This window comes from Halanaerobium saccharolyticum (assembly GCF_003259895.1).
GTDB classification, from domain to species: Bacteria; Bacillota; Halanaerobiia; order Halanaerobiales; family Halanaerobiaceae; genus Halanaerobium; species Halanaerobium saccharolyticum_A.
The window spans coordinates 56,918-69,874 of the sequence record NZ_QLME01000003.1 but is presented as its reverse complement, the minus strand read 5'-3'; the positions used below and the strand labels follow the sequence as shown (position 1 = coordinate 69,874).

Below are 12,957 nucleotides of genomic sequence, written 5' to 3'. Positions count from 1 at the left end.
TAAACCTCCTCTCAAAAAATATTTAAATTTATGCTTCCCACCAGGGATCAGATAATAAACGGTCCATAATTATCGAAGCAGCACTTCTAACTGATAGATGATTAAAATCTCCTCTACCCCAGATTGGAGAGAGCATATAATCACAGTCAGCAATCATTTCTTTAGTTAATCCATAACCTGTTCCATAGATAATCAAAAAGGGACGCTCAACTTGCTGCAGTTTACTGCGCATATTTTTATAAGATATAGTATTAGGATATTCACGGGCATCAGTAGCTATTAACAGGGGCTCTTGACCAGTTTCTTCCTTTATTCTGGCTTTAACTTCCTCTAATTCAGAGGCAATTTTAAGTACAGAAAAGGCCTGATGCCGATTATAAACATAATCTGCACCTCTACCACCTGTCCAGTAATCCCTGACTCTCTCTACCAATTCCTGTTGTGATTTTAAATTGTTTATTATATAATATTTTTTTATATCATAGGTTTTTGCAGCTCTTGCTATATCATGTAAATCATAATTTGTTACAGTTGTTGTAATAACTTCGCCCAGTTTATTATAGATAGGATTATGGACCAATCCAAGATAAACATCTGCCTCAATTTTACTCATCAACTTCACCCTTTAGTTCAAGCTTTATTTCTTTAAGTAATTCTTTTTCTTGATCACTAAGCTTTTTATCTTCCAGCAGATCTTTTCTTCTTAAAAAAGTCCTTCTTAAAGACTCTTTTTTTCGCCAGCGTTCAATTAACTGATGATTACCGCTAAGTAAAACATCAGGAACTTTAAGACCATTATATTTTTGGGGTCTGGTATAATGAGGATGTTCTAAAAGACCATTATAAAATGAGTCCTTTTTAGAAGAATCTTCAGCACCCAAAACACCACTTAAGAGTCTGGATATTGAGTCAACAAGCACCATTGCTGGTAATTCTCCACCGGTAAGTACATAATCGCCAATAGAAATTTCCTGATCTACAATAGTATCTCTTACTCGCTCATCCACACCTTCATAACGGCCACAAATTATTGTTAAACCTTCTTCCTTACTTAAATCTTTCACTAAAGCCTGAGTTAATTCCTCACCCTGAGGACTCATCAAAATTGTTTTTGATTCAGTACCTCTTTTGTTTTGAGTATCCTGCCAGGCCTTAAAGATCGGTTCAGCCTTCATCACCATCCCAGCGCCTCCACCATATGGAGGTTCATCTGTTGTATGATGTTTATCATCAGCAAAATCGCGAATATTAACTGTTTTAATATCTATCAAATCTTTTTCTCTGGCTATTTTTAAAATACTCTCACTAAAAGGTCCCTTAAACATCTCGGGAAAAAGAGTTAAAATATCAAAAAACATAAATTCAGCTCCTAAAGATCTAAGATTCCCGGAATTGGGTCTACAATAATTTTTTGATTTTCAAGATCAATTTTTAGAATCATCTCACGACTGGCAGGCAGCATATATTCTTTGTCCTGGCCTTTAACCAGAAAAATATCTGTGCCTGAAGTATCAACTACATCTATTAATTTTCCCAGATACTTGCCAGATTCTAAATAAACCTCACAGTCTATTAGATCACTGACATAAAAGTTATCTTCTGGAAGCAAATATTTTTCAGACTCATCAATTAAGATCTGATAATTTTTAAGTTCCTCTGCTTCATCAATAGAATTGACAGCAAAAAACTTAATTATTATAAATTGTTTGTGGAATCGAATATATTCAATTTCCAGCTCTTTAAAATCATCATCTCTTTTTAGATAAACAGTATCAATATCTAAAAAGCGCTCAGGGATATCAGTTGTGGCTTTAACTCTAACCTCACCCTTATTTCCCTGAAAACGAGTTATTACTCCAATTTCTAAATAATTATCACTCAATTATTTCACCAGCCTGAAAAATTATTTAATATCAACCTTTACATTTGTTCCTTCTTTAGCTGCTGCAGCATTAACAACGGTTCTAATTGCTTTTGCAATGCGGCCTCTTTTACCAATAACCTTACCCATATCATCATCTGCAACAGAAAGTTCAACAGTAATAGAATTATTATTTTCAACTCTATTAACCGAAACTTCAGAAGGATTGTCTACAATAGATTCGGCAATAAATTTTATCAGTTCTTCCATGGAGAAAACCTCCTTTTAATTACTCATTACCGTGGTACTTAGCCATAACACCTGACTTTTTCAATAAAGTCTTAACTGTATCTGAAGGTTTTGCACCATTATTTAACCACTTGAGTGCTTTTTCTTCGTCAATATTATATGTTTCTGGCTCAGTTGTAGGATCATAAAAACCTAATTCTTCAACAAAGTAGCCCTGAGGAGCTCTCTTTGAATCAGAAACAATAACTCTGTATGATGCATTACGCTTACTTCCAATTCTTTTTAAACGAATCTTAACTGCCATCTATCAAACACCTCCCTCCATTGATAATAAATGTTGTAAATTCTATTTTAATTGAAAAATGGTAGATTAAGGCCTCCACCTTTTTTCATTTTACCATTGTTTAATTGTTTCATCATTTTTTTAGTCTGCCTGAACTGCTTTAGCAGACGATTTACTTCCTGAATACTGGTACCACTACCCTGAGCAATTCTTTTGCGGCGGGAACCATTAATCACTTCTGGATCTCTTCGTTCTTCGGGAGTCATAGAAGAAATAATAGCTTCAATATAATCAAGCTGTTTATCATCAACCTGCATGTTTTTAAGCTGTTTTGCTCCACCAAGTCCAGGTATCATCCCTAAAATATCTTCCATAGGTCCCATATTTCTTACCTGTTCCATCTGCTCCATAAAATCTTCTAAGGTAAATTCATTTTTTCTCAGTTTTTCTTCCAGGGCCTTTGCCTTTTCTTTGTCAATACTTTTTTCTGCCTTTTCGATTAAACTTAAAACATCACCCATCCCTAAAATACGAGAAGCCATTCGGTCTGGATGGAAGGTTTCTAAATCGGCAAGTTTTTCTCCTGTACCAGCAAACTTAATTGGCTTACCTGTGATTGCTTTAATTGATAAAGCAGCACCACCACGGGCATCACCATCCATTTTGGTTAGAACAATTCCATTGATATCAAGACGCTCATCAAAGTTTTTAGCAACATTAACAGCATCCTGTCCGGTCATAGCATCAACAACTAAGAGGATTTCATCTGGATCAACTTCAGATTTAATAGACTCCAGTTCTTCCATCATCTCCTGATCAATATGCAGGCGTCCTGCTGTATCAAGAATAATCGTGTCACAGTTATGAGTAGAAGCATAATTAATACTTCCTTTAGCAATATCAACTGGATCACTGTCTTCTCCCATTGAAAATACAGGTAAGTCTAATCTTTCTCCCAGAACCTGCAGCTGTCTAATAGCTGCCGGACGATAAACATCTGCCGCAACCAAAAGTGGATTTTTACCATCTTTTGATAATTTGCGGGCCAGCTTACCAGCACTGGTAGTCTTACCGGAACCCTGAAGTCCCACCATCATAATAATTGTTGGAGGTTCAGATGAGATTGCAATATCTTCTTTACTGCCACCCATTAGCTCCTGCATTTCTTCGTTCACAATTTTAATAACATGCTGGCCGGGAGTTAAACTTTCCATCACTTCCTTACCAACAGCTCTATCTTCAATTTTAGAAATAAAGTCTTTTACAACTTTATAGTTAACATCTGCTTCTAAAAGGGCCATTTTAACCTCTTTTAAAGCAGCCTTAACATCTTTTTCTGAAAGTTTACCTTTTCCCCGTAACTTATCAAAGGTATCCTGCAGTTTTTCAGCCAGATTGGAAAAAATCATAATATACCTCCTCTAGAGGATCGATTTAATCGATTCCAGTTTTTTGCGTAAATCTTCATTTTGGTCTTCAGCTAAGATACCCTTAGCTGCCATCATATTCTCTAAGTCATTTATATTTTTTCTAATTCTGTTATACTTCTTTAATAAACCTAACTTAGCCTCATAATTTTCTAGACTGTCCTCACTTCTATGCAGATGATCATAGACACCCTGGCGGCTGATACCGATATTATCAGCAATCTCCGACAGAGATAAATCATTATAGAAGTAACTTTTAATAATCTGCTGCTGTTTTTCAGTCAGCATAGATCCATAAAAATCAAACAACATTGTAATTTTAATAGTTTTCTTTAGCACAAAAATCACCTGTAAAGTTAATTTACTTAACACAGGTGCTAGTATATGATATTTTGGAGCTTTTGTCAAGCTGAAATTTCAAAATATCAAGCAATTTCTTAGTAAGATAAAATTGAGCCCAGAAAAAACATAATATCTTTCCAAATTATCTTTTAAAAAGAACTAGAATTCATAACTAAAATTAGCTGCTTTTCCCTCCTGATCAGTGCCTCCTGCACTGCAGTCGGCTGTAAACATCGTATTTACAGAAACAGTTAATTTTAGTTACTCATTAAGTTCTATTAACAAAGCTAATAAGTCACTTCTATTTTGTTTTTTCTGGGCTCAATTCTTTATTTTTAAAATATGTGATAGTTTTGAATTTTAAGCTTGCAAAACTCTCTTTGTTAATATCTGGATTAGAAGTGCATAAACAAATTTGATAAGCTTAATTATAATGCTAAAGTTTTAGCTCATCTATATTAATTATTTATACTTTTCCTTCAGGTTATTAGCAAGCTTTTTTCTGTCTAACTTTCCGCTTTTCATTTTTGGCAGTTCTTTAATAAAATGGATTTTGTCTGGTAAATATTCAGTTTTTAAATTTTCTCGGCAGTATTTATAGACCTCTTTTATCTTTAAATCAGGATTGGATTTAACTATTGCAGCAATTAAAAGTTTATCTTTTAAAAAATCATCTGCAGTAATTACAGCTGCCTCGGCAATTTTTTTATTACTTTTCAATACAGATTCAAGTTTATAAGGGTTCACCTTATTCCCGGCTTTATTTATAATATTATCCTTCCGACCTGATAAGTAAAGATAAGACCCTTTAAAATATCCCAGATCTTTAGCAGAAGCCTCAGGACGATAGGCAGGCGCAAGATAGGGACTTTTAACCCAAACTTCTTTATTTTTAATTTTAATATCTACCCCTGGAAAAGCTCGACCTACAGTCCCTTTATTTTTTAATAATTGATCATAATAAGCGTAGCTAACATAACTTAATTCACTTGCTCCATAAAATTCGCATATTTCTGCCTCGGGAAAATATTTTTTTAACTTTTTTAATGTTTCTAAATCCATTTTCGAACCCGCAGTTACAATACTTTTAACTTTATTCATAGTTTTTGTAATTTCTTTTAATAAGATGCGGTAATGAGCTGGAACCATAAAAAGTGCATTAATTTCTTTATCTTCGATAATCTTTAACCAGTGTTTTGGGAAAATTGACTCAGGAAAAACAACAGTTCCACCAGCAGCAAGTAATTGTAGGATATTATTTAAATTACCAGTATAAACTATAGAACCCGTAATTAATAATTTGCTGTTTTCATTGAAAGAAAATATTTCTTTTTGAATTTCAAAAGCAGATGTCCAACTTTGATGATCTCTCCAGATAACTTTAATTTTTCCTGTACTACCAGAACTGAGAGCACCTAAAAATATATCCTCTTTTTTAGGTTTTAATAATTGACTGGCAGCTTCATTATTTTTCACCATATATTTTAAGTCATCGTTTAAAGTTATCAGCTTACTTTCGATTATTGAAACTGGTTTTACTTTTCTGATTATATTTTTCTCATCCTTCTCTGATAAATCAGCTTCAATTAGAATACTAATTAGATTAGCTCTAGCAGCACCATACAGATAAAGAAGGGCTTTTATTGGGTCTTTTACCTTGATAATTAATTTATCTCCTGCAGAAAACTTTTTGGATAAATTTAAAGAAATACTTCTGATCTTCAGACTCAATTCTCGATAAGTAATTTTTTGATTTCCATTAATTAAAGCAATTTTTTCTGGATTTTTCTCTGCAGACTCTAATACTTTATCATAAATTAACATAAATTCTCCTTAACCAATCTTTTTAATTAATGTTCCAACTCCCTGTCCTCCGGCAGCTCCCATAGCTGCCAGTCCATATTGACCATTAATCTTTTTTAAAGATTGTAATAAATGAAGTAAAATTATAGCTCCAGAAGCTCCATATGGATGACCATAAGCCAGAGCTCCACCTAAAATATTCACTTTAGCAAGATCCAGACCGAGTTCCTGACTGCAGGCCAGTATCTTTACTGCAAAGGCCTCATTGATTTCTACAGCGTCAAGATTAGAAGTGTTTAGTTTATTTTCGGCAAGAATCTCTCTCACAACTGGAACTGGCCCCATTGGTGAGAGATTAGGATCTACACCTCTGTCCCTTCCCATAATGAATTCTGCCTCTGCTTTTAAATTATTCTCTTTTAAAAAAGCCTCTGAGACTAAAACAACAGCAGCAGCTCCATCATGAGTTAAACAGGAATTACCAGCTGTAATTTTCCCCTCTTTTTTAAAAACCGGTTTTAATCTTTTTAAGAGCTTATAGGAAATATTTTTTCTTATGCCTTCGTCTTTATCAATTAATTCGTTTCTAGTATTTTTTACAGAAAGTATTATATCATCCAATAACCCAGTTTGCTGGGCTTCCAAAGCTTTTTGATGGCTCTTAATTGCCCACCTGTCCATTTCTTCTCTACTAATATTATCATATAATTCAGCGACATTTTCTGCCCCAATACCCATATCAGGATCTCCAATTTCTGCAGGCGAAAAAAATGCTCTTTCTAGAAAATCACTTTTTTCTTGAAATCGAGGATCATTTTTATTCAATTTCTTCTTTATTTCAAGACTGGTGCTTTCCAGACCTCCGGCAACTATGATTTCAGACTGACCTGACTTTATTAAGGCTGCTGCCATATTAATTGAACTTAAAGCTGAACCACACTGAAAATCAATAGTCGTAGCTGGAATAGAAAGCGGCCAGCCAGCCTTTAGAAGTGATAAACGGGCAATATTGCCACCAGGGCCAACAGCATTTCCCAGAATAACTTGATTAATATCAGCAGCTTCCAGCTTATATTTTTCTAGTAAAGCATTAAGAACTTCAGCAGTTAAATCTTCTGGCAGCATTTTTTTAAAATGACCGCCTGTTTTCCCAATTGCTGTCCTTAAACCACCTAAAATATAAACTTTTTTCATTTTAATACCTATTTCCTAAGCTTTTATTGATTCTAATTCCAAGATAGGCAGCCAGTACTGCTTTAAATAAATCTCCAGGTATAAAAGGCAGACTACCAGAAAGAAAAGCTTCTTTTAATCCCATCCCGGTTGCCTGACTCAGCCAGATAAAGCCAAGAATGTGAATTACAATAATTCCACCTATAATAACCCCTGCTAAAACCTGCCAGAAATTTTCTTTATTTTTAGTTAAGATACTAATAATTATACCACCAATCAAAAATCCAATTAAATAGCCACCAGAAGGACCAAATATTACGCCCAGACCCGCTCTACCACCAGAAAAAACAGGAACACCTGCAATTCCTAAAAATAAAAAAGTACCAATTGCCAGTGCTGTCTCCTGAGTCGATAATATTACTGCAGCCACCATAATAGCCAGCGACTGAGCTGTAATCGGAACCGGGCTAAATGGTAATGGTATAGTTATATAACTTAAAACACTAATTAAGGCAGTAAACAGTGCCGAATAAGTCAAATTTTTAACACTTATTTTTTTAAACATTTTAATTCTCCTTTATGGTTATTTCGAAATTAACTTTATCATCTACTAATCCCAAAAATCTATTATCATCTATTTCATTTAAATAGATACTTTCACCGGCTCTACTCGGTCTAAAATACTTAATTTTTATTTTTTGAGCAAATTTGTTTCTTTGTGCTAAAAAATCTTCAAAAGTTAGCAAAATTAACATCCCCTGCACTACAGGGTCAGATTTTAAATGAATTGAATTCAAATCTCCACTTAAATCTGCAAAGCTTTCTATTTCTTTTTTACTAAATCTTCTCCAGCTGAAACTTCTTTTTGAATTTAACTCTTTTTTAAAATTTTGGTTTTGTGAATTCTTTAATTTTTGATTTTTAGTCCTAATTAACTTTGAATTTAAAATAAGTAGTATATTATCCTTAAAACTAACTGTTGACTTTAATTTTAAATAAGAAAATTCATCAAATTCTCTTTCAGAAATTATTTCTGAACTTAGAGAAAAATCCATCTTTAAAGATGGATTTTGATTAATAATTAACTCCTGTTGGGCAATGTAATATTCAGATTCAACATCTGCAGCAAGAAGTGACAGGGAATAAACCCCAGCCAGAACTGCCGGAATTTTAGAGCCCCAGTCAAATTTGAGTTCAAATTCTTTCTGCCATTCAGCTAATAATAAACTATCAATAGAGATTTTACTCCTCATTACTGAAAAGTGCCTCAATAAATTCTTCTGGATCAAAATTCTGCAGATCCTCTGCTGCTTCCCCAACCCCAATCAATTTAATTGGAATCTGAAGTTCATTTTTGACTGCAATCACAATACCGCCTTTAGCAGTACCATCGAGTTTGGTTAAAGCAACTCCATCCACATCTACTGCATCATTAAAGAGTTTTGCCTGAGAAATTGCATTTTGTCCGGTTGTGGCATCTAAAACTAAGAGAACTTCAACTCCAGCCTTAATTGCTTCTGCCTCTCTATCAATTACCCTTTTTACCTTTTTAAGCTCTTCCATTAAATTAGTCTGGGTATGCAGACGTCCGGCTGTATCAACAATTAAAAGATCAACACCTTTAGCTCTGGCAGATTGCACTGCATCATAGGCTACTGCGGCTGCATCTGATCCTTCCTGCTGAGAAATCACATTAACCCCCAGACGATCCCCCCAGATCTGCAGCTGTTCAATTGCTCCAGCTCTAAAAGTATCTCCGGCTGCCAGCATAACTTTTTTACCTTCTTCTTTATGGCGTCCAGCAATTTTGGCAATAGTAGTGGTTTTCCCGGCTCCATTAACACCTACAACCATGATTATATTTAAATCATTCTCAAAATTAAAGCCTCCTTCATCATTTTGCAGCAGACTTTTAAGTTCTTTTTGAAAATATTTCATCAGTTCTTCTGGTTCAGTTATTTCTTCTTTTTCAACATCTTCTTTTAATTTCTCAATTAAAGTAAAAGTTGTTTTAACTCCAACATCAGCCTGAATAAGTACTTCTTCCAATTCTTCGAATAATTCATCATCAATATTAGTTCTACCAGTAAAAATATTGCTGACCTTATTTACAAAACCTGCTTTAGTTTTTTTAAGTCCATCTTTTAATCTCTGTAAAAATCCCACTTATAAAGCCTCCTTGATATATTCATCATTAAATTCTTCTGCTTGATCCAATTTTAAAGATACCAGTCTTGATACACCTGATTTTTCCATGGTTACACCATATAGAGAATCAACCTCAGTCATCATATAGCGGCGGTGAGTAATAATAATGAACTGAGCAACTTTTGCATATTTTTTGATAAAACTGGCAAAACGAACAATATTAACATCATCCAGAGGTGCATCAATCTCATCCAACACATAAAAAGGACTTGGTTTAACCTGGATAAAAGCGAAAATTAAGGCAATTGCCGTTAATGCTCTTTCTCCACCTGAAAGCAGCGATAAACTTTTAAGGCTCTTACCCGGCGGTTGAGCATGAATTTCAACTCCAGTTGTTAATAATTCCTCGGGCTCACTTAATTTAAGTTCAGCCTTTCCACCCTGAAACAGAGCTTTAAAAACCTTAGAAAACTCTTCTTTAACCTGATAAAAAGTTTCGGCAAACATTTTTTCCATTGATTCTTCAATATCAGAAATCACTAATTCTATTGAATTTCTGGCATGTTTTAAATCATCCTGCTGTTCATGTAAATAGTCCAATCTTTCCTTTAGCTCAGCAAATTCTTCTACTGCTGCCTCATTGACAGGATGTAAACTATCCATCTTCTTTTTTAATGACTTAATTTTTGACTCAACCTCTGCTTCATCTTCATCCTTAATTTCAATTAAATCACTTTCATCAATCTCTGTTGGCTTTAAGTTGTAGTCTTCCAGCAGTATAGATTTAATATTAGTTAGTTTATCATCTAATTTAGTATATTTTAAGTCAAGCTGATGAAAATCATCTTTAATTTTATTCAGCTGCTGCTGCAGTTCTTTTGCCTTCTTCTCTTTAACTTCAACTTCTTTTTCTAAGTTTTTAACCTTAATAGTTAATTCTTCTTTTTTCTGCTTTAAATCTTCTCCAGCAGACTCCAGTTCTTTTTTCTTCTGCTGCATTTTTACTCTGCGGTCAGATATTCTTTCTAAATCACTGCTTATTTCTTTTATCTCTTCTTCTTTATTATTAATTTCTTTAATTTTAAGTTCTAAACTTCTTTTCGCTTCCTTCAATTTTTCCTGAGCATTATTTCTTTTTTCAGAAATTCTTGCTCCATCAAGCTCCAATTCTTTTAACTGAGGTTCGAGCTCAGTTAAATTTTCTTCTTTAATATTTAAAGCAGCCTTTAAATCATTTATCTCTAAATTTAAACTTTTATTTTTTTCTTTTAATTCATTTATTTTCTTTTCTTTAATTTTAATTAAATCTTTGTTATTTTTTAGGCTGTTATCAAGTTCAGAAAAGTTGTTCTGTCTTAAATCTTTATCTGATTTCAATTCTAACAGAGTTTCTTCGACTCTATTTTTACGATTAATAATATTATTTTCTTCCATTTTTAAAGATTGGACTGCAGATTTTAAAGCTTCCAGTTTTTCTCGTTTCTGGTCCAGCTCTTTTTTATTGGTCTCCAGTTTTTCGACCAGTGCTTTTCCTTTTTGCTGCAGCCTACTTTTTTTAGTTTTAAGATCTTCTATTTTACGACTGCGGCCAATTAAATCTCTGCTGTTGCTGGAACTGCTCCCTCCCGAAATTGCTCCACCAGGATAAACAACATCTCCCTCGGTAGTAACTACTCGGAAATTGCGCTTAATATTTTTAGACATCTGGACAGCATGATTCAGATTATCACTGACCACAATCTGTCCCAGAAGAAAGTTGAATACATTCTCTAAACGATCAGGAAAATCAACAAGGTCAACAGCCAGTCCTATAAACCCTTTCTGCTGAGCCAATTTTTCTAAATAATGATCTCCCAGACGAGAACCATTAACCATATTTAGAGGTAAAAAGGTAGCACGACCCTTTTTATTTTGTTTTAAATATTTTACAGCATCACGGGCAGTCTGATCATCTTCAACAATAATATTCTGCATTTTTGCACCCAGCGCAGTTTCAATAGCCTGTTCAAATTCTGCTTTTACTGATACTATCTCTGCTACAACATCAATTATTCCACTAAATTTTTCTCGCTGTTCTAAGAGGCTGCGCACACCATTATAATAACCTTCATAACTTTCCTGCATTTCTTCCATTAACTGCAGTCGGGAATTATAGTGCTGATAATCTTCTTTTGTTTTTAAAAGTTCATCTTTGCCAGCTTCTAAAGCCTGAGCTTCTTTATCAATATTTTCTTTCAAACTATCTAAATCTGACTCTTTTTGAGTAATCTGCTCTCTAATTTCTGCCAACTCTTTTTTGATTTGAGCTGCTTTTTCTGATTCAACTTTCATTTTATCATCAATTTGATTTTGATCTGCAGATATTTCCTGCAGACGATCATTTGAAATCTCAACTCTTTCTTTTAATCTTTCTAAAGCAGAATTCTCGTCCTGAATTTTTTTCTTATTTGCTTCTATTTCGTTTTCCTTAACTTTTATTTTCTGACTGAGCGATTCTATCTGTTCATTATTCTGATTAATATTCTTTTTTAACTTATCTATTTCAGCCTGAATATTCTGCTGATCAGAATTTATTAATTCAAAATTATCTTCAGCCTGTTTAACTTTTTCCTGCTGCAGCTTACGATCTTTTTTCAAGTCAGTAATTTTCTGAGTTAAATTTTCTTTATTTTCTATGTAATTGTTTTTTCTTTCTTCCATCACATTGAGATTATTATTGATTTCATTAACTTTATTTTGATTCTGAAAATAATTATTACTTACTTCTTCTTTTTCATTTTTAAGAGATTTCAGCTTATCTTTAGAATTATCAAGCTGATAGGAAAGAGCATTATAACTGCTTTCTTTTTCATTTAGTTTTTTCTCTGCAGACTCTCTTTTCTGGCTCAACTGACTAAATTCTTCTGAATGTTCTTTCCACTGTTTATTTAATAAACTGATTTCTAAATCTGAAAGCTGATTTTTATAATCCTTATATTTCTTCGCCTTCTCAGCTGCCTTTGCTAAAGGATCATGTCTTTTTTCCAGCTCATCCACAAGATCATGAATCCTGTTTAAATCATTATTAGTATTATCAAGACGTTTTTCGGCATCTTCTTTCCGCGACTTATGCTTCATAATCCCGGCAGCCTCTTCAAAAAAGAGGCGCATCTTATCTGGCTTGGATTTTATAATAGAATCAATTCTACCCTGTCCTACTATTGAATAACCATCACTTCCCAGACCACTATCCATTAACAGCATTTCTATATCCTTTAAACGACAGGAAGCCCCATTGATCAGATAGTCGCTGCGGCCATCATCACTTACCTGACGTCCCAGAGTGAGCTCTTTACCTTCAACAGGTAAATCACCATTAGAATTATCAAAAAAGAGAGTCACACTGGCTTTCTTTTTGGCATTTAATTCTTCACTTCCCGAAAATATAATATCTGCCATTCTGCTTCCACGCAGGTTTTTAGCACTCTGCTCACCTAAAACCCAGCGGATAGCATCCACAATATTGCTTTTACCACTGCCGTTTGGTCCAACCACAGCGGTTATATTTTCTTCGATTTCTATATCAGTTTTATTAGCAAAGGATTTAAAACCTTTGAGTCTTATTTTTTTTAGAAAAATATTAACCACCAACCTCACAATTAGCCTGAATTTACATTTAAAAACCTACCCTC

At 33.8% G+C, this 12,957-nt stretch carries 13 protein-coding genes; all 13 read right to left on the bottom strand.

Annotated elements, in window-relative coordinates:
- Positions 1-28: 28 nt before the first annotated feature.
- Positions 29-613 carry an RNA methyltransferase gene (locus C7958_RS03280; protein ID WP_111571249.1) on the bottom strand — a complete coding sequence of 195 codons (585 nt, stop codon included), beginning with the start codon at positions 611-613 and terminating at the stop codon, positions 29-31.
- Positions 606-1,358, bottom strand: a complete 753-nt coding sequence (trmD, locus tag C7958_RS03275; protein ID WP_111571248.1) for a tRNA (guanosine(37)-N1)-methyltransferase TrmD — start codon at positions 1,356-1,358, stop codon at positions 606-608. Before trmD ends, C7958_RS03280 begins: the two co-directional genes overlap by 8 nt.
- Positions 1,359-1,369: 11 nt before the next feature.
- Positions 1,370-1,882 (bottom strand): ribosome maturation factor RimM, encoded by a 513-nt coding sequence (rimM, locus tag C7958_RS03270; RefSeq protein ID WP_111571247.1) that lies wholly within the window; start codon positions 1,880-1,882, stop codon positions 1,370-1,372.
- A 21-nt stretch (positions 1,883-1,903) separates the two neighbouring features.
- Positions 1,904-2,131 (bottom strand): KH domain-containing protein, encoded by a 228-nt coding sequence (locus tag C7958_RS03265; RefSeq protein WP_111571246.1) that lies wholly within the window; start codon positions 2,129-2,131, stop codon positions 1,904-1,906.
- A gap of 19 nt (positions 2,132-2,150) precedes the next feature.
- On the bottom strand, positions 2,151-2,414 hold the full coding sequence (gene rpsP / locus C7958_RS03260) for a 30S ribosomal protein S16 (protein ID WP_111571245.1): 264 nt from the start codon (positions 2,412-2,414) through the stop codon (positions 2,151-2,153).
- A 47-nt stretch (positions 2,415-2,461) separates the two neighbouring features.
- Positions 2,462-3,802, bottom strand: coding sequence for a signal recognition particle protein (gene ffh, locus C7958_RS03255; protein ID WP_111571244.1), 1,341 nt, complete (start codon positions 3,800-3,802; stop codon positions 2,462-2,464).
- Positions 3,803-3,814: 12 nt separating this feature from the next.
- Complete coding sequence (ylxM, locus tag C7958_RS03250; RefSeq protein ID WP_111571243.1) at positions 3,815-4,159, bottom strand: YlxM family DNA-binding protein; 345 nt, start codon at positions 4,157-4,159, stop codon at positions 3,815-3,817.
- Between the two features lie 465 nt (positions 4,160-4,624).
- Positions 4,625-5,986, bottom strand: a complete 1,362-nt coding sequence (locus tag C7958_RS03245) for an AMP-binding protein (protein WP_111571242.1) — start codon at positions 5,984-5,986, stop codon at positions 4,625-4,627.
- A 9-nt stretch (positions 5,987-5,995) separates the two neighbouring features.
- Positions 5,996-7,159 (bottom strand): thiolase family protein, encoded by a 1,164-nt coding sequence (locus C7958_RS03240; RefSeq protein ID WP_111571241.1) that lies wholly within the window; start codon positions 7,157-7,159, stop codon positions 5,996-5,998.
- A 1-nt stretch (position 7,160) separates the two neighbouring features.
- Complete coding sequence (locus tag C7958_RS03235; RefSeq protein ID WP_111571240.1) at positions 7,161-7,703, bottom strand: biotin transporter BioY; 543 nt, start codon at positions 7,701-7,703, stop codon at positions 7,161-7,163.
- Position 7,704: 1 nt separating this feature from the next.
- Positions 7,705-8,391, bottom strand: a complete 687-nt coding sequence (locus C7958_RS03230) for a hypothetical protein (protein ID WP_111571239.1) — start codon at positions 8,389-8,391, stop codon at positions 7,705-7,707.
- A complete protein-coding gene (ftsY, locus tag C7958_RS03225) occupies positions 8,381-9,304 on the bottom strand; it encodes a signal recognition particle-docking protein FtsY (RefSeq protein ID WP_111571238.1) in 924 nt (307 codons plus the stop codon). The genes C7958_RS03230 and ftsY overlap by 11 nt, the downstream gene beginning before the upstream one ends.
- Positions 9,305-12,913 carry a chromosome segregation protein SMC gene (smc, locus tag C7958_RS03220; protein ID WP_111571389.1) on the bottom strand — a complete coding sequence of 1,203 codons (3,609 nt, stop codon included), beginning with the start codon at positions 12,911-12,913 and terminating at the stop codon, positions 9,305-9,307.
- Between the last annotated feature and the right edge of the window lie 44 nt (positions 12,914-12,957).